16 protein-coding genes are annotated in these 17,425 nt (G+C 75.2%); 1 reads left to right on the plus strand and 15 read right to left on the minus strand.

Annotated features, from left to right (window positions below; all coding sequences use genetic code 11):
- Nucleotides 1-24: 24 nt before the first annotated feature.
- Nucleotides 25-525: a hypothetical protein gene (locus AB0J00_RS12245; RefSeq protein WP_357744466.1), complete on the plus strand. Its 501-nt coding sequence runs from the start codon at nucleotides 25-27 to the stop codon at nucleotides 523-525.
- Nucleotides 526-548: 23 nt separating this feature from the next.
- Here the strand turns inward: AB0J00_RS12245 and AB0J00_RS12250 are convergent, their stop codons facing one another.
- From AB0J00_RS12250 to pyrR, 15 genes are all read right to left on the minus strand, one after another.
- Nucleotides 549-1,241, minus strand: a complete 693-nt coding sequence (locus AB0J00_RS12250) for an aspartate/glutamate racemase family protein (RefSeq protein WP_357744467.1) — start codon at nucleotides 1,239-1,241, stop codon at nucleotides 549-551.
- A gap of 18 nt (nucleotides 1,242-1,259) precedes the next feature.
- Nucleotides 1,260-3,206, minus strand: coding sequence for a primosomal protein N' (locus AB0J00_RS12255; RefSeq protein WP_357744468.1), 1,947 nt, complete (start codon nucleotides 3,204-3,206; stop codon nucleotides 1,260-1,262).
- Between the two features lie 67 nt (nucleotides 3,207-3,273).
- Nucleotides 3,274-4,497, minus strand: a complete 1,224-nt coding sequence (metK, locus tag AB0J00_RS12260) for a methionine adenosyltransferase (protein WP_357744470.1) — start codon at nucleotides 4,495-4,497, stop codon at nucleotides 3,274-3,276.
- 76 nt (nucleotides 4,498-4,573) lie between these two features.
- Nucleotides 4,574-5,794: a bifunctional phosphopantothenoylcysteine decarboxylase/phosphopantothenate--cysteine ligase CoaBC gene (gene coaBC / locus AB0J00_RS12265; protein WP_357744472.1), complete on the minus strand. Its 1,221-nt coding sequence runs from the start codon at nucleotides 5,792-5,794 to the stop codon at nucleotides 4,574-4,576.
- A 79-nt stretch (nucleotides 5,795-5,873) separates the two neighbouring features.
- Nucleotides 5,874-6,140 carry a DNA-directed RNA polymerase subunit omega gene (rpoZ, locus tag AB0J00_RS12270; RefSeq protein WP_357744474.1) on the minus strand — a complete coding sequence of 89 codons (267 nt, stop codon included), beginning with the start codon at nucleotides 6,138-6,140 and terminating at the stop codon, nucleotides 5,874-5,876.
- Between the two features lie 54 nt (nucleotides 6,141-6,194).
- The gene (gene gmk, locus AB0J00_RS12275; RefSeq protein ID WP_357744691.1) at nucleotides 6,195-6,773 is read right to left on the minus strand and encodes a guanylate kinase; all 579 of its coding nucleotides are present in this window, start codon (nucleotides 6,771-6,773) and stop codon (nucleotides 6,195-6,197) included.
- Nucleotides 6,774-6,828: 55 nt separating this feature from the next.
- Nucleotides 6,829-7,185 carry an integration host factor, actinobacterial type gene (gene mihF / locus AB0J00_RS12280; RefSeq protein ID WP_357744476.1) on the minus strand — a complete coding sequence of 119 codons (357 nt, stop codon included), beginning with the start codon at nucleotides 7,183-7,185 and terminating at the stop codon, nucleotides 6,829-6,831.
- Nucleotides 7,186-7,422: 237 nt separating this feature from the next.
- Nucleotides 7,423-7,749, minus strand: coding sequence for a hypothetical protein (locus AB0J00_RS12285; RefSeq protein ID WP_357744478.1), 327 nt, complete (start codon nucleotides 7,747-7,749; stop codon nucleotides 7,423-7,425).
- A 58-nt stretch (nucleotides 7,750-7,807) separates the two neighbouring features.
- The gene (pyrF, locus tag AB0J00_RS12290; RefSeq protein WP_357744479.1) at nucleotides 7,808-8,710 is read right to left on the minus strand and encodes an orotidine-5'-phosphate decarboxylase; all 903 of its coding nucleotides are present in this window, start codon (nucleotides 8,708-8,710) and stop codon (nucleotides 7,808-7,810) included.
- Entirely contained in the window at nucleotides 8,707-10,071 is a 1,365-nt protein-coding gene (locus AB0J00_RS12295; RefSeq protein ID WP_357744481.1) for a dihydroorotate oxidase, read from the minus strand. The genes pyrF and AB0J00_RS12295 overlap by 4 nt, the downstream gene beginning before the upstream one ends.
- Nucleotides 10,068-13,376, minus strand: coding sequence for a carbamoyl-phosphate synthase large subunit (carB, locus tag AB0J00_RS12300; protein ID WP_357744483.1), 3,309 nt, complete (start codon nucleotides 13,374-13,376; stop codon nucleotides 10,068-10,070). The genes AB0J00_RS12295 and carB overlap by 4 nt, the downstream gene beginning before the upstream one ends.
- Entirely contained in the window at nucleotides 13,376-14,539 is a 1,164-nt protein-coding gene (carA, locus tag AB0J00_RS12305; protein ID WP_357744485.1) for a glutamine-hydrolyzing carbamoyl-phosphate synthase small subunit, read from the minus strand. The genes carB and carA overlap by 1 nt, the downstream gene beginning before the upstream one ends.
- Nucleotides 14,536-15,852, minus strand: coding sequence for a dihydroorotase (locus AB0J00_RS12310; protein ID WP_357744487.1), 1,317 nt, complete (start codon nucleotides 15,850-15,852; stop codon nucleotides 14,536-14,538). The genes carA and AB0J00_RS12310 overlap by 4 nt, the downstream gene beginning before the upstream one ends.
- Nucleotides 15,849-16,769 carry an aspartate carbamoyltransferase catalytic subunit gene (locus AB0J00_RS12315; protein WP_357744489.1) on the minus strand — a complete coding sequence of 307 codons (921 nt, stop codon included), beginning with the start codon at nucleotides 16,767-16,769 and terminating at the stop codon, nucleotides 15,849-15,851. The genes AB0J00_RS12310 and AB0J00_RS12315 overlap by 4 nt, the downstream gene beginning before the upstream one ends.
- A complete protein-coding gene (gene pyrR, locus AB0J00_RS12320; RefSeq protein WP_357744491.1) occupies nucleotides 16,766-17,347 on the minus strand; it encodes a bifunctional pyr operon transcriptional regulator/uracil phosphoribosyltransferase PyrR in 582 nt (193 codons plus the stop codon). Before pyrR ends, AB0J00_RS12315 begins: the two co-directional genes overlap by 4 nt.
- Nucleotides 17,348-17,425 lie beyond the last annotated feature (78 nt).

The following is a 17,425-nucleotide window of genomic DNA, read 5'->3' on the forward strand; positions in this document are numbered from 1 at the left end:
GGGATGCTCGCTACCGTGCGGTGCGTGGCCCCGTACCACCGTCCCCGCGTCCAGGCAGCCGCGCGCTGCGTCGTCGACGGGTTGCTCGTCGGCGGCGCCGAGGCGGCCGCCGAGCTCCCGCCCCGGTCGCGTCCCCGGGCGCTCGCCTCCGCCGGGGTGCTCACCCTGGCGGCCACGGATGCCGTGGTCCGCGAGCTGCCGGTGCTGCGCGAGACGTTCCGCGGGCTGCCGCCGCAGCCGCGGCCGCCGGGTGAGCAGGAGGCGGAGCTGGCGGTGGCGGTGCGCACGCTGGCCTGCGGGCTGGTGGTCGCCGTCGCCGACCGGCCGCTGACGCGGGTCCTGCGCCGGCGCGGGGTGCGGCGGCCGCGGCTGGTGCTCGGGCTGCTGGCTGCGCTGGTCACCGCCGCCGTCACCGCGCCGGTGCACCGCCGGCTGGCCGCCGTCCGCGCGGCCGAGCGGCAGTCGGCGGCCGACCTGGACGCCGAGCTCGCGCAGCTGCTGGCCGAGGAGGCCCCCTCCGACTGACCGGCGGTCAGGGGGCGGTGCGGTCAGGGGGCGAGCGCGGCGTCCACGGCGGCCTCGGCGTGCAGCCGGGTGGTCGGGAACACCGGCACCGGGACGTCGTTCGGGCCGATGAGCAGCTCGATCTCGGTGCAGGCGAGCACCACGCCCTCCGCCCCCGCGGCGACCAGCCGGGCGACGACGTCCTGGTAGGCCGCCCGCGACTCCGGCTCCACCACGCCCAGGCACAGCTCCTCGTAGATGACCCGGTGCACCTCGGCGCGGTCGGCGGCCTCCGGCACGAGCACCTCCAGGCCGGAGGCGGCCAGGTGCTCGCGGAGGAACGGCTGCTCCATGGTGAACGCGGTGCCGAGCAGGCCGACCCGCCGCAGCCCCGCGGCCCGCACCGCGGCGGCGGTCACGTCGCCGATGTGCAGGAACGGCACGTCCAGGACGGCGGTGAGCTGGTCGGCGACCAGGTGCATGGTGTTGGTGCACAGGACGACGAGGTCCGCGCCGGCCCGCTGCAGCGCCTGCGCGTCGGCGGCGAGCAGCTCCCCCGCCTCCTTCCACTCGCCGGCCACCTGCAGCGCCTCGATCGGCGCGAAGTCGACCGACAGCAGCACGCAGCGGGCGGAGTGCAGGCCGCCGAGCCGGTCGCGCACCGTCTCGTTGAGCAGCCGGTAGTACAGCCCGGTGCTCTCCCAGCTCATCCCGCCCAGCAGCCCGATCGTGCGCACCGGGGCATGCTGCCAGGTTCAGGCGAGCTCGAGCGGGTCCAGCTGCACGCGGACGTGCTCGGGGGCCTTCTTCGCGCTGCGCACGCCCTGCACCTCGCGGAGCGCGCGGGCGAGCGCCACGCCGTCAGCCCGCGGCACCCGCACCAGGTAGCGCTCCCGCTCGCCCTCGGCGCCGGGGCGCGGCGGCTCGGGCACCGGACCCAGCACGTCGGCGTGCTCGGGCAGCCGCAGCGCCTCGAGGAACTCGGCGAGCGCGGGCGCCGTGCCCGACACCGCGGCCATCCGGGTGACCGGCGGGAACCCCAGCTCCCGGCGGTCACCGAGCTCCCGGGCGGCCAGCCCCGCGGGGTCCCAGCGCACCAGCGCCTGCACCACCGGGTGGGCGGGGTCGGCCGCCACCACGACCGGACCACCGGCGCGCACCAGGGCGGCGGCGTTGGCCCAGCGGCGCATCGTCTCCTCCCCCGCCCGCAGGTCGGCGCGGCCCAGCAGCGCCCAGGCGTCCAGCAGCAGCGCGGCGCCGTAGCCGTCCTCGGCGACCGGCTCCGCCCCCGGGGTGGCGACCACCAGCGCCGGCCCGCCGGGCACGGTGGCCAGCACGCCGGAACCGCGGCCGGACACCCGGACGGCAGCGCCGGGGAAGGCGCGGCCGAGCTCCTCGGCGGTGCGGGCCTCCCCCACGACCGCGGCGCGCAGCTTGGTGCCGTGGCAGTGCGGGCAGTCGAAGGTGGCGGCCGGGCGCGCGCACCAGCGGCAGGCGGCGATGCGGCTGCCGCCGGGGCCCGGGCGCGGGGAGATGCCGAGCGGGCCGCCGCAGTGCGCGCAGCGGGCGGGAGCCCGGCACCGGTCGCACACCAGCGACGGCACGTAGCCCGACCGCGGCACCTGCACCAGCACCGGCGCCCCGGCGGCGAGCGCCTTGCGGGCGACGTCGAACGCGAGGGTGGGCAGCCGGGCGGAGCGGGCGGCCGGGTCGCGGGCCAGCTCGAAGTCGCTGCCGACCGCCTGCACCCGTGGCATCGCCGCGCGCAGGGTGGCCCGGTCGGCGACCAGCTCGTGCGCCCAGCCGGAGTCCACGAGCAGCTGGCCCTCCGCCGTCCGGGCGGTGCCGGCGACCACCGCGGCGCAGCCGGCCAGGTGCGCGCGGTGCACGAGCACGTCGCGGGCGTGCGGGTAGGGCGCCCGCGGCTCGGCGTGCAGGTCGTCGCCGTCGTCCCAGACGGCGACCAGGCCGAGGTCGCGCACCGGCGCGAACACCGCACCGCGCGTGCCGAGCACCACCTGGGCGGTGCCGCGAGCGGCGGCGAGGAACCGGCCGTAGCGGACGTCGGGCGAGGCGTCGGCGCGCAGCACCGCCACCGAGCCGGCGGGCAGCAGCCGCTCGGCCGCGGCGGCCAGCCGGTCGAGGTCCTTGCCGTCGGGGACGACGACCAGCGCGCCGCGGCCCCCGGAGAGCGCCGCCCGGCACAGCTCGACCAGCCGGGTGGGCCAGTCCTCGCCGGGCAGCGCCGTCCACACCGCGCGGGCCGGCCGGCCCTCGGCAACCGCGGTGAGCAGCTGCGGTCCGGTCGGGTACCGGGCGAACCCCGCCGGGTCGGGGACCTCCGGGGCGGGGGGCGGATCGGCGACCGGCTTCTTCTCCGGCGCCCCCCGGCGCGGCGGGATGGCCAGCCGGAGGACGTCGGTCAGCGAGCCGGCGTAGCGGTCGGCGACCGACCGGGCCAGCACCGCCACCTCCGGGGTGAGCACCGGCTCGGCCGAGACGACCTTGGCCAGCGGGGCCAGCTTGCCGGTGTGGTCGGTCGAGTCGCCGAGCTCGAGCACCACGCCGTCGGTGAGCTTGCCGGCGAACCGGACGCGCACCCGGCAGCCGGCCACCACCTGCTCGGCGAGCTCCTCGGGGACCGCGTAGTCGAACGGCCGGTCGAGGTGGGCCAGCGGCACGTCGACGACGACCCGGGCCACCCGCAAGGGTGGGCTGGGCGGGGTCGTTGTGACAGCCTCCGGGTCGGGGTCGAGCGTGGTGGTCAGGTCAGGCGCCGACAGCGGACGTCAGCGCGTCGACGCGGTCCAGCCGCTCCCAGGGCAGCTCGACGTCGGTGCGGCCGAAGTGGCCGTAGGCGGCGGTCGGGCCGTAGATGGGCCGCAGCAGGTCCAGGTCGCGGACGATCGCGCCCGGCCGGAGGTCGAACACCGCGGTGATGGCCTTCTCGAGGGCGTCCTCGGGCACGGTGTTCGTGCCGAAGGTCTCCACGAACAGGCCCACCGGGTGCGCGGCGCCGATCGCGTAGGCGACCTGCACCTCGCACCGGCGGGCCAGGCCCGCCGCGACGACGTTCTTGGCCACCCAGCGCATCGCGTAGGCGCCGGAGCGGTCGACCTTCGACGGGTCCTTGCCGGAGAACGCGCCGCCGCCGTGCCGGGCCATGCCGCCGTACGTGTCGACGATGATCTTGCGGCCGGTCAGCCCGGCGTCGCCCATCGGGCCGCCGATGACGAACTTGCCGGTCGGGTTGACCAGCAGCCGGTAGCCGGTGGTCGGCAGGCCCAGCGCGGCGAGCTCCGGCTCGACGACGAGCTCCTGGACGTCGGGGGTCAGCAGCGTGTCGATCGAGATGTCGTCGGCGTGCTGGCTGGAGACGACGACGGTGTCGACGGCGACCGGCCGGTCGTCCTCGTAGACCACGGTGACCTGGGTCTTGCCGTCGGGCCGCAGGTAGGGCACCGACCCGTCCTTGCGGACGGTCGACAGCCGGCGGGACAGCCGGTGCGCCAGCGCGATCGGCAGCGGCATCAGCTCGGGGGTCTCGTCGGTGGCGTAGCCGAACATCAGGCCCTGGTCACCGGCGCCCTGGTTGGCGATCCGGTCCTCGGCCACCGCGGCGCGCGCCTCGGCGTCGGTGAGCCCGGCGGTGCGCGCCTCGAAGGCGGTGTCGACGCCCTGGGCGATGTCCGGCGACTGGGCGCCGATCGAGACGCTGACGCCGCAGGAGGCGCCGTCGAAGCCCTTGCGGGAGGAGTCGTAGCCGATCCCGAGGATGGTCTTGCGGACGATCTCGGCGATGTCGACGTAGCCCGAGGTGGTCACCTCACCGGCGATGTGCACCTGGCCGGTGGTGATCATGGTCTCGACGGCCACCCGGCTGCGTGGGTCCTGCTCCAGCATCGCGTCCAGGATCGCGTCGCTGATCTGGTCGGCGATCTTGTCGGGGTGGCCCTCGGTGACCGACTCGGACGTGAAGAGGCGGCGTGGCACTCGGATCTCCTAGGGCTCGATGCGGGAGTCAGACGGGCGTCCGCCGCGACGGTACCCGGGTGGACCGACGGTGGGATCAGGCTCCCGCGCCGAGCCGCGCGGCGACCGCGTCCCAGATCCCGGCGGCGACGGCGTCCTTGCGCCCGGCGGGCAGCGGCACGGCGCTGCCGTCGGCGGCCAGCACGGTCACCTCGTTCTCGCCGCGGCCGAAGACCCGGCCGGCGGAGACGTCGTTGACCACGAGCAGGTCAGCGCCCTTGCGGGCGAGCTTGGCGCGCGCGTGGGTGAGCACGTCGCCCTCGGCGTCGCCGGTCTCGGCGGCGAAGCCCACCACCAGCTGGCCGGCCGGGCGGGCGGCCACCAGCTCGGCGAGCACGTCGGGGTTGCGTACCAGGTCGATGGCGCTGGGCTCGCCCGCGCTGCCCTTCTTGAGCTTGGTCGCCGCCAGGGTCGCGGGGCGGAAGTCGGCGACGGCGGCCGCCATCACCACGACGTCGGCACCCGGGGCCTCGGCGGTCATCGCGGCGCGCAGCTGCTCGGCGGTCTCGACAGGGACGGTGCGGACGCCGAACGGCGCGGGCTGCTCGACGTTGGCCGCGACCAGGGTCACGTCCGCACCGCGGGCGGCGGCGACCCGGGCCAGCGCCCAGCCCTGCAGCCCCGACGACCGGTTGCCCAGGAAGCGCACCGGGTCCAGCGGCTCGCGGGTGCCGCCGGCGCTGACCACCACGCGGCGGCCGGTGAGGTCCTGCGCGAGCGCCCCGGCGCCCGCGGCGAGCACCACCTCGGCCAGCGCCGCGACGTCCGCGGGCTCGGGCAGCCGGCCGGGACCGGAGTCCGGTCCGGTCAGCCGGCCGACCGCCGGGGGCAGCACGACCGCGCCGCGGCGGCGCAGCGTCGCGACGTTGTCCTGGGTCGCCGGGTGCAGCCACATCTCGGTGTGCATCGCCGGCACGAACACGACCGGGCAGTGCGCGGTGAGCAGGGTGGCGGTCAGCAGGTCGTCGGCGCGGCCGGCGGCGGCGCGGGCGAGCAGGTCGGCGGTGGCCGGGTTGACCAGCACCAGGTCGGCGGTCTGGCCGATCCGGACGTGCGCGACCTCGGGGACGTCGTCCCAGACCTCGGTCGACACCGGGTTGCCGCTGAGCGCCTCGAAGGTGGCGGCGCCGACGAACCGCAGCGCGGAGGCGGTGGGCACGACGCGCACGTCGTGGCCCGACTCGGTGAGGGCGCGCAGCAGCAGCGCCGACTTGTAGGCGGCGACGCCGCCGCCCACGCCCAGCACGATCCGGCTCATGGGCTCCATCCTCCCCCAGACGCGGCGAGGCCCCCGGCAGCTGCCGGGGGCCTCGTCATCCGTTGGGGCGGGGCTCAGCTCAGCCCTCGCCGCCGGCGGTGTGGGTCAGCAGACCCTCGTTGATCTCGCGCAGCGCGATCGACAGCGGCTTCTCCTGGGGCGCGGTGTCGACCAGCGGGCCGACGTACTCCAGCAGGCCCTCGGAGAGCTGGCTGTAGTAGGCGTTGATCTGGCGCGCGCGCTTGGCGGCGTAGATCACCAGGCCGTACTTGCTGCTGGTGCGCTCGAGCAGCTCGTCGATCGGCGGGTTGGTGATGCCCTCGGGGGCGGGAGAGACTCCGGACACGGGTGAGCGTGCTCCTTCAGATCAGGGGTGACCGCATGGACGTCGGGACGGCGCTCAGCCGGTCTGACGCTCCTCGGGCGGCGGCGCAGTCAGCAAGCCTACCAACTCGTCGGCGGCCCTGGCCACGTCGTCGTTGACGACGACGACGTCGAACTCCCCGGAGGCGTCCAGCTCGGCCTGGGCGAGGGCCAGCCGGCGCTCCTGGACCTCGGGCCGCTCGGTGCCCCGGCCGGCCAGCCGGGAGACCAGCTCGGCCCACGACGGCGGGGCGAGGAAGACCAGCTGGGCCTCCGGCGCGCGCTGCCGGACCTGCCGGGCGCCCTGCAGCTCGATCTCCAGCAGGGCGGGCGAGCCGGCCTCCAGCTGCTCCTCCACCGGCGCCCGGGGCGTGCCGTAGCGGTTGCCCGCGTAGGACGCCCACTCCAGCAGACCATCGGTGGCGACCAGGTCGTCGAAGAAGTCGTCGTCGACGAAGTGGTAGTGCTCGCCCTCGACCTCGCCGGGGCGGGGCTTGCGGGTGGTGACCGACACCGACACCCAGACCTCGGGGTGCCGGCGCCGGACCTCCGCGACGACCGTGCCCTTGCCGACACCGGAGGGGCCGGAGAGCACGGTCAGCCGCGCGCGGTTCAGTTGTCCCACGGATGGATCCTCGGACCCGGGTGGCCGGAGCCGCCAGGGGTCAGGCTCAGAGGGCACCCTCGGTGGGGACCTGGTCGGCCTCGACGTGCTCGCCGCCGAACTCGGTCTCCAGCGCCTTGCGCTGGTTGGCACCGAGGCCGCGGACGCGGCGGGTCGGGGAGATCTCCAACCGCTCCATGATCTTGGCGGCCCGGGCCTTGCCGACACCCGGCAGCGACTCCAGGACGGCGGAGACGCGCATCTTGCCGATGACCTCGTCGGTCTCGCCCTGCTTGAGGACGTCGCCGACCGTCGTGCCCTTGCTCTTGAGCCGCTCGCGCAGCTCGGCACGTGCCTTGCGGGCCGCGGCGGCCTTCTCGAGGGCGGCGGCGCGCTGTTCGGGGGACAACTCGGGAAGGGGCACGGAGCAACCCAATCGTTCTCGTGCCGGCGGGTGACCGGCTGGTTCAGTTCGGTTCTGTCGGGCAGGTCCAGACGCGGAGGCGGCCCGCGAGGTGAGCCTGACGGCCAACCTAGCCAAGGCGGACCGACCGGTCACGCCAGCCCCCGTGCGAGATGGCGGAGACCGGTGTGCTTGGGGTCCGACCCCGACGTCGCACACACTGGGCCATCTACCCGTCACGAGCCGTCAACACACCGTTCACCCGGGACGACGTGCAGCCCACCAGCCCGCAGCTCCCACCAGCGCCGGCAGCCCGACCGCGGTGGCCAGCTCACCGGCCTGCTGCACCCGCGAGGCGGTCACCAGCGAGGAGTACTGCTCCGGCGACAGGTACAGCAGCACGGGCTCTCCGGACGGCGCTGCCGGCCGCGGGTCCGTGGCCCGGCCGCCGGGCAGCACGAGCCCCGGGGCGTGCCCCGCGCTCAGCCCGTCGGCGTGCCGGTACGCGAGGGCCCAGGTGAGCACCCCCGCCACGAGGACCAGCCCGCCGAGCACAGCGACGACCGCCGCCGGCCGGCGGCTCACGCCCCGCTCCGGCGGCCGAGGGGCAGCACCGCTCCGGGCAGCCAGGGCAGCGCGTGTCTCACGGCGCGGAGCGTGGCACCAGCTCCGCGGTCCAGCGGTCGGCTGCGGCGCGCAACGCCGCGGCGTCCGGCCCGGCGGCGAGCACGTCCCGCGACACGGTGGGGACGACGGCCGTCCCGGACCCGAAGAGCCGGCGCAGGTCGGCCACCGAGCCGCCCTGCGCACCGAGCCCCGGCGCGAGCACCGGCCCGCCCAGCCCGGTGAGGTCGACGTCCAGCTCGCGCAGCGTCGCGCCGACGACCACGCCGAACGAGCCGGTGGTCGGCCCGAAGCGGCTGGCCTGGTCCTGCACGGCACCGAGGTCGGGCAGCGGGTCGCCGACCACCCACTCCGGGGTGTTCCAGCCGCGCACCGTGTCGACGACGACCTGGGCGACCGACCGCTCACGCGCCCCGTCCCGCACCAGGGCGTGCTGCAGCGTCCCGGCGTCCGGGTTGGAGGTGCGGGCCAGCACGAACAGGCCGCCGCCGTGCTGCCGGGCGGTGTCGACCGCCGGCTGCAGCGACCCGGGCCCGAGGTAGGGGCTGACGGTCAGCGCGTCGACGGCCAGCGGGTGGTCCGGGCGCAGGTAGTCGGCGTAGGCGTCCATCGTCGAGCCGATGTCACCGCGCTTGGCGTCCAGCAGCACCAGCGCGCCCGCGGCGCGGGCCCGGGCGACGGCGTCCTCGAGCACCGCGAGCCCGCGGGAACCGTGCCGCTCGTAGAACGCCAGCTGCGGCTTGAGCACCGCCACCTGCCCGGCCAGCGCGTCGACCACGGCGTCGGTGAACCGGGCCAGGCCCTCGGGGCTGTCCGGCAGGCCCCAGCGCTCCAGCAGCGGCACGTGCGGGTCGATGCCCACGCACAGGGGCCCGCGGACGGCGACGGCGTCGGCGAGCCGCTCCCCGAACGGCGCGCTCACGCGGCCACCCCGACGAGCTGGTCCACGCACGCCTGCGCCAGGAACGGGTCGGCGAACGCGCCGGTGGCCGACTGCACGCCCGCGGCACCCAGCTCCAGCAGCGCCGCGGCGCTCGCCGGGTCGGTGACACCGCCCATGGCCAGCACGTCGAAGCGGTACCCGCCCGCCTCGCGCAGCCGCAGCAACCGGCCGGTGAAGTCCACCGCCAGCTCGCGCACCGCCCGGCCCGACACCCCGGCCAGCGGGCGGCCGGGGAAGGTCGGCGAGCCGTCGGCCCGCTGCACCGCGCACTGCACGGTGTTGATCGCCGCGATGCCGTCCAGCTGCGGCGCGATCCGCGGCAGCAGCCCGGAGAGCTGCGCTTCGTCCAGCCAGGACAGCTTGGCGACCAGCCCGGTGCTGCTCGACAACGCCCGCCGGGTGGTCGTGACGATCGCCGCGGTCAGCTCGGGGTCCAGGCAGATCGGCGGCCGCACCCCGCCGTCCCCCGGGTCGAGGGTGTTCGGGCAGGAGAGGTTCAGCTCGACCACCGGGGCGCCGGCCTCCTCGGCCAGCCGGGCGGTGCGGGCGAAGTCGTCGGCGATCGCCTGCAGCTGCGGCGGGCCGTCCCCGTCGTCCTCACCCAGCACGCTGACCAGCAGCAGCTGGTCGTCGGCCAGGCAGCGGACGGCGGCAGCGACGTCGTCGACCCACACCTCGGGGTCCGGCGACGGGACGCCGAAGGAGTTCGTCGAGGTGACCGCCGGGTCGCCGGGGTGCACCCAGTCCGAGGGCTCCGCGTGCACCACCGGCAGGGTCGCGCCGCCCGGCAGCGGGCCGGTCGCCGAGGGCACGAACGCCCAGTTCGGGAACTGGTTGGCCGCGTGCGCCCGGCTGCGCACCGTCTTGTAGGTGAGCAGGTTGAACCCGTTGCCGGCCAGGTACTGCACCCAGGCGGCGGTGCCGGTGAGCGGGCAGGCGGGCACCCCGATGGGGAAGCCGGTGCGCCGGCCGAGGACTGCCCAGCTGCCGGGCGCGCGCGGGCGGACCGGCAGCAGGGGGCCGGGCGGTCCGGTGCGCGCCGCGGCCACGTCGTCGGTGAGCGCGTACGCCGGGAACCGCACCCCCTGCCGGGCCAGCAGCCGCTGCTGCCCGGTGGTCACCAGCAGCCGCACCAGCGCGGGCAGGTCAGCGGCGTCCAGCGTGCCGCCGTCCAGCCGGGCCGTGAGCTCGATGAGCCAGCCGGGTTCCGCCGCCGGCGCACCGTCCAGGCGGGCGACGGCGGCGGCGTGCAGGCCGCGGAGCACCGGGCCGGTGAGCCCACCGGCCCGGAGCTCGCGGCCGAGCTCCGCCACGACGGCGGCGTCCGCCGCCGTCGTCACGCGGGGGCCCCGGCCTGCGACGAGGCGAGGGCCCGGTGCAGCTCCTGCAGGCTGCGGACGCCGAGGTCGCCGCGCCGCAGCGCCTCGACCGCCTGCACCGTGGCCGCCATCCCCTGCACCGTGGTGATGCTCGGGACGCCCATCGACACCGCCGCGGCGCGGATCTCGTAGCCGTCCAGCCGCGGCCCGCTGTTGCCCGGCGTGCCGAACGGCGTGTTGATGACGATGTCCACCTCGCCGGCGAGGATCCGCTCCACGCAGTTGCCCGGGCCCTCGGAGAACTTGCCGACGACCTCGCACGTCACGCCGTTGCGGCGCAGCACCTGCGCGGTCCCGGCGGTGGCCAGCACGGTGAACCCGAGGTCGGCCAGCCGCTTGATCGGGAAGATCGCCGAGCGCTTGTCCCGGTTGGCCAGCGACACGAACACCGTGCCCTCGGTGGGCAAGTTGCCGTAGGCGGCCGCCTGCGACTTGGCGAACGCGGTGCCGAACTCCGCGTCGATGCCCATGACCTCGCCGGTCGACTTCATCTCCGGGCCGAGCACGGTGTCGACGCCGTGGCCCTCGATGGTGCGGAACCGGTGGAAGGGCAGCACGGCCTCCTTGACCGCGATGGGCGCGTCGGCCGGCAGGTCGGTGCCGTCGCCGGTGGCCGGCAGCACGCCAGCAGCCCGCAACTGCGCGATCGTCTCGCCGACGGCGATCCGGGCCGCGGCCTTGGCGAGCTGGACGGCGGTCGCCTTGGACACGAACGGCACCGTGCGGCTGGCCCGCGGGTTGGCCTCCAGCACGTACAGGACGTCGTCCTTGAGCGCGTACTGCACGTTCATCAGCCCGCGGACGCCGATCCGCGCCGCCAGCGCCGCGGTGGCCGTGCGGATGGCGCCCAGGTCCGCGCCGCCGAGGGTGATCGGCGGCAGCGCGCACGCCGAGTCGCCGGAGTGCACGCCGGCCTCCTCGATGTGCTCCATGACGCCGCCGAGGTAGAGGTCGGTGCCGTCGTAGAGGGCGTCGACGTCGATCTCGATGGCGTCCTCGAGGAACCGGTCGACCAGCACCGGGTGGTCGGTGCTGACGTCGGTGGCCTTGCGGATGTAGGACTCCAGCGTGTCGTCGTCGTAGACGATCTCCATGCCGCGCCCGCCGAGCACGTAGGAGGGGCGCACCAGCACCGGGTAGCCGATGCCGGCCGCGATCGCCTTCGCCTCGGTGGACGTCGTCGCCATCCCGTGCTTGGGCGCGAGCAGGCCGGTGTCGGCCAGCACCCGGGAGAACTCGCCGCGGTCCTCAGCGGCGTCGATGGCCTCCGGGGAGGTGCCCAGCACGGGCACCCCGGCGTCCTTGAGCCGCTGCGCCAGGCCCAGCGGCGTCTGCCCGCCGAGCGTGCAGATCACCCCGGCCACCGGGCCGGCGGCGCGCTCGGCCTCGACCACCTCGAGGACGTCCTCGAAGGTCAGCGGCTCGAAGTACAGCCGGTCGGCGGTGTCGTAGTCGGTGGAGACGGTCTCGGGGTTGCAGTTGACCATCACCGCCTCGTAGCCGGCGTCCTGCAGCGCCATGACCGCGTGCACGCACGAGTAGTCGAACTCGACGCCCTGCCCGATCCGGTTCGGCCCCGAGCCGAGGATCAGCACCGCGGGCTTCTCCCGCGGCTCGACCTCGGTCTCCTCGTCGTAGGACGAGTAGTGGTACGGCGTGCGGGCGGCGAACTCGGCCGCGCAGGTGTCGACGGTCTTGTAGACCGGCCGGATGCCGAGCCGGTGCCGCAGCAGGCGGACGCCGTCCTCACCGGACAGCTCCGGGCGCAGCGAGGCGACCTGCCGGTCGGACAGGCCGTGCCGCTTCGCGGTGCGCAGCAGCTCCGGGGTGAGCGCCGGTGCCTGCCGCAGCTCCTCGCCGAGCTCGGTGACCAGCGCGATCTGGTCGACGAACCAGGTGTCGAAGCCCGACGCCGCGCTGACCTGCTCGACGGTCGCGCCGGCGGCGAGCGCCCGCTGCGCGGTGTAGAGCCGGCCGTCGACGGGGGTGCGGAGCGCCTCGAGGAGCTCCTCGGCCGACGACCCGTCCTCGGCGTCGGTCCAGAAGCCGGCGGCCGTGGTCTCGGTCGAGCGCATCGCCTTGCCGAGCGCCTCGGTGAAGTTGCGGCCCATGGCCATGACCTCGCCGACGCTCTTCATCGTGGTGGTCAGCCGCGGGTCCGCACCCGGGAACTTCTCGAAGGCGAACCGCGGGATCTTCACCACCACGTAGTCCAGCGACGGCTCGAACGACGCCGGGGTGACCCCGGTGATGTCGTTGGTGATCTCGTCGAGGGTGTAGCCGATCGCGAGCTTGGCGGCGATCTTCGCGATCGGGAAGCCGGTGGCCTTCGACGCCAGCGCCGACGACCGGGACACGCGCGGGTTCATCTCGATGACGACCAGGCGGCCGTTCTCCGGGTTCACCGCGAACTGGATGTTGCAGCCGCCGGTCTCGACGCCGACCGCGCGCAGCACGTCGATGCCGACGTCGCGCATCCGCTGGTACTCGCGGTCGGTGAGGGTCATGGCCGGCGCGACGGTGACCGAGTCGCCGGTGTGCACGCCCATCGCGTCGATGTTCTCGATCGAGCAGATGACCACCACGTTGTCGCTGCGGTCGCGCATCAGCTCGAGCTCGTACTCCTTCCAGCCCAGCACCGACTCCTCGATGAGCACGGTGTGGACGGGCGAGTCGGCCAGCCCGTGGCCGGCCATCCGGCGCAGCTCGGCCTCGTCGGTGGCGAACCCCGAGCCGAGGCCGCCCATGGTGAACGAGGGCCGGATGACGACGGGGTAGCCGACCTCCGCGGCGGTCGCCAGCGCCTCGTCGATGGTGCCGCAGACCCTCGACCGCGGGGCGTCGGCGCCGACCGAGCGGACGATCTCCTTGAACAGCTGCCGGTCCTCGCCGCGGTTGATCGCGTCGACGTCGGCGCCGATGAGCTGGACGCCGTACTTCTCCAGCACGCCGTTCTCGAAGAGCCCGATCGCGATGTTCAGCGCGGTCTGCCCGCCGAGGGTGGCCAGCAGCGCGTCGGGGCGCTCCTTGGCGATCACCCGCTCGACGAACTCCGGGGTCAGCGGCTCGACGTAGGTGGCGTCGGCGACCTCGGGGTCGGTCATGATCGTGGCCGGGTTGCTGTTGACCAGGCTGACCCGCAGGCCCTCGCTCTTGAGCACCCGGCAGGCCTGGGTGCCGGAGTAGTCGAACTCGCTGGCCTGGCCGATGACGATCGGCCCGGAGCCGATGACCAGGACGTGCTGCAGGTCGGTGCGCTTGGGCATCAGTTCTTCTCCCCGGTCGAGGACTCCACGATGGGGGCCGGCGGCACCGCGGCGCCGTCCTTGGATGCGGCCATGAGGTCGACGAAGCGCTGGAACAGCGGCTGGGCGTCGTGCGGGCCGGCGGCGGCCTCGGGGTGGAACTGGACGCTGAACGCCGGGGCCTCGATCAGCCGCAGGCCCTCGACCACGTCGTCGTTGAGGCCCACGTGGCTGACCTCGACCGGGCCGAACGGGGTGTCGGTGGGCCGGTCCAGCGGGGCGTCGACGGCGAAGCCGTGGTTGTGGCTGGTGACCCGCACCGTGCCGCTGACCCGGTCGAGCACCGGCTGGTTGAGGCCGCGGTGGCCGAAGCGCAGCTTGTACGTGCCCAGGCCCAGGGCGCGGCCGAGGATCTGGTTGCCGAAGCAGATGCCGAACAGCGGCCGGCCGGCCTCCAGCACCCCGCGCACGGCCGCGACCGCGTAGTCCGCGGCCGCCGGGTCACCGGGGCCGTTGGAGATGAAGACGCCGTCGACGCCGTGCTCGAGCAGCTGCTCGGCGGTGGCGGTGGCCGGCAGAACGTGCGTCTCGACGCCGAGCCGGGCCAGCGAGGCCGGCGTGGCGGTCTTGATGCCCAGGTCGAGCGCGGCGATGGTGAACCGCTTCTCCCCCTCCGCCGGCACGACGTAGGGCTCCTGCGCGCTGACCGTCGGGGCGAGGTCGGCACCGGTCATCTCGGGGGCCGCGGTGACCCGGGCCAGCAGCTCCTCCGCGGTGAGCCCGTCGGAGCTGATCCCGGCGCGCATGGCGCCGCGGTCGCGCAGGTGCCGGGTGAGCGCGCGGGTGTCGATGTCGCTGATCCCGACGACGCCCTGGCCGGCCAGCTCGTCGTCCAGGCTGCCGGTGGCCCGCCAGTTCGCCGGGCGGCGGGCGGGGTCGCGGACGACGAAGCCGGCCACCCACATGCGGCGGCTCTCGTCGTCCTCGCCGTTGACGCCGGTGTTGCCGACGTGCGGCGCGGTCATCACCACGATCTGCCCGGCGTAGCTCGGGTCGGTGAGGGTCTCCTGGTAGCCGGTCATGCCGGTGGCGAAGACCGCCTCGCCCACCGTGGTGCCGACCTTGCCGTAGGCCCGGCCGCGGAACGTGCGCCCGTCCTCGAGGACGAGCAGGGCCTCGCTCACTTGACTGCCTTTCCGTCCAGCACGGTGGGCGCACCGTGCAGGAACGTGTGGACGACGCGGCCGGGGAGCTCCCGGCCGGCGTAGGGGCTGTTGCGGCTGCGGCTGGCCAGCGCGGCCGGGTCGACGGTGACCCGGGCGGCGGGGTCCAGCAGCAGCAGGTTCGCGGGCTCGCCGGCGGCGAGGGGCCGCCCGTGCGAGCTCAGGCGGCCGATCGCCGCCGGGCGCACCGACATCCGGTCGGCGACGCCGCGCCAGTCGAGCAGGCCGGGCTCGACCATGGTCTGCACCACGATCGACAGCGCCTGCTCCAGGCCGAGCATCCCCGGGCGGGCCGAGGCCCACTCGGTCTCCTTGTCCTCGACCGCGTGCGGGGCGTGGTCGGTGGCGACGGCGTCGATCGTGCCGTCGGCCAGCCCCGCCCGCAGCGCCCGGACGTCCGCCTCGGTGCGCAGCGGCGGGTTCACCTTGAACACCGGGGCGTACGGCCCCAGCCCGGCCGCACCGGACCCGATGCCCTCCACGAGGGCGTCGGTGAGCAGCAGGTGGTGCGGGGTGACCTCGGCGGTCACCTGCACGCCGCGGCTCTTCGCCCAGCGCAGGATCTCCACCGAGCCCGCGGTGGAGACGTGGCAGACGTGCAGCCGCGCGCCGACGTGCCCGGCCAGCAGCACGTCGCGGGCGATCACCGCCTCCTCCGCGGCGGCCGGCCAGCCGCCCAGACCCAGCCGTGCGGACCGCTCGCCCTCGTTCATCTGGGCGCCGACGGTCAGCCGCGGCTCCTCGGCGTGCTGGGCGACGACGCCGTCGAACGCCTTCACGTACTCCAGTGCGCGGCGCATCAGCGCCGGGTCGGCGACGCAGTGCCCGTCGTCGGAGAACACCCGCACCCGGGCGGCGGAGTCGGCCATCGCGCCGAGCTCGGCCAGCCGCTCGCCGCGCAGGCCGACGGTGACCGCGCCGACCGGGACGACGTCGACCAGCCCGGCCTCCTGGCCCAGCCGCCACACCTGCTCGACGACGCCGGCGGTGTCGGCGACCGGGTCGGTGTTGGCCATCGCGTGCACCGCGGTGAACCCGCCCAGCGCCGCCGCGCGGCTGCCGGACTCCACCGTCTCGGCGTCCTCGCGGCCGGGCTCGCGCAGGTGGGTGTGCAGGTCGACCAGGCCGGGCAGCGCGACCAGCCCGGTGGCGTCGACGACGTCCGCGCCCCCGCCGTCCAGCCCGGCCCCGACCGCGGTGACCAGGCCGTCCTCGATGCGGATGTCGACCGCGTCCTCGCCGTACGGGCGCGCGTTCTTGATGGTGACGTTCACTCGGGTGCGCCTCCCAGCAGCAGGTACAGGACGGCCATCCGGACGGTCACGCCGTTGCCCACCTGCTCGACGATCGTCGAGCGGGGCGAGTCGGCGACCTCCGCGGCGATCTCCATGCCGCGGTTCATCGGGCCGGGGTGCATGACGATCGCGTCGTCGGCGAGGGCCGCCATCCGGACGGCGTCCAGGCCGTAGCGGCGGCTGTACTCGCGGGCGCTGGGGAAGAACGAGGCGTTCATCCGCTCCGCCTGGACCCGCAGCATCATCACCACGTCGGACTTGGGCAGGACGGCGTCCAGGTCGTAGCCGACGGCACCCGGCCAGGCCTCCACGCCGACCGGCAGCAGCGTCGGCGGGGCGACCAGGGTGACCTCGGCGCCCAGCGTGGCCAGCAGCCGGACGTTGGAGCGGGCCACCCGGCTGTGCAGCACGTCGCCGACGATCGCCACCCGCACGCCGTCGAGCCGGCCGAGCCGCTTGCGGATCGTGTAGGCGTCCAGCAGCGCCTGGGTGGGGTGCTCGTGGGTGCCGTCGCCGGCGTTGACCACGCTGCCCTGCACCCACTGCGCCAGCCGGTGCGGGGCACCGGACGCCGGGTGCCGGACGACGACGCCGTCGGCGCCCATCGCCTCCAGGGTCAGCGCGGTGTCCTTGAGGCTCTCCCCCTTGGAGACGCTGCTGCCCTTCGCCGAGAAGTTGATGACGTCGGCGGACAGGCGCTTGGCGGCCAGCTCGAAGGAGATGCGGGTGCGGGTGGAGTCCTCGTAGAAGAGGTTGACCACGGTGCGCCCGCGCAGCGTCGGCAGCTTCTTGACCTCGCGGCCGGCCAGCGCGCCCTCGATCTGCGCCGCGGTGTCCAGCACCAGCGTCGCGTCGTCCCGGTCGAGGTCCGCGGCCTCCAGCAGGTGCCGCTTCACCGGGCTCCCTCCAGCGTGACCTCGTCGACGCCGTCCACCTCGGCGAGGCGCACCTTCACCGACTGGCTCCGGGCGGTGGGCACGTTCTTGCCGACGTAGTCGGCGCGGATCGGCAGCTCCCGGTGACCGCGGTCGACCAGCACGGCGAGCTGGACGGCGCGCGGCCGGCCGAGGTCGCGCAGCGCGTCGAGTGCCGCCCGCACCGACCGGCCGGAGAAGAGCACGTCGTCGACCAGCACGACCAGCCGGTCGTCGATGCCGGCGTCGGGCAGCCGGGTCTCCTCCAGCGCGCGGACGGCGCGGCGGCGCAGGTCGTCGCGGTAGAGGGTGATGTCGACGGTGCCGACGTCGACGTGCTGGCCGGAGAACGCCTCGATGCGGGCGGCCAGCCGGCGGGCCAGCGGGGCGCCGCGGGTGGGGATGCCGACCAGGACGAGGTCGGCGAGGTCGTTGCCCGCCTTCTCGATCACCTGGTGGGCGATGCGGTCGCCGATGCGGGCGATGTCATCGGCGGAGAGCAGCGCGCCGGGCGCGCTCTGCGGTGACTGGTGCTGGGCAGGCTGCGATGGCTCGGCCATCAGGCCTCCTTCCCCGCCTCACTGGACGGGTCGTTAAAGGAGAAAGGACCGGAGGCGACGGTACTGCACCCCGCCGAC

The organism is Modestobacter sp. NPDC049651 (assembly GCF_040659695.1).
GTDB lineage: Bacteria > Actinomycetota > Actinomycetes > Mycobacteriales > Geodermatophilaceae > Modestobacter.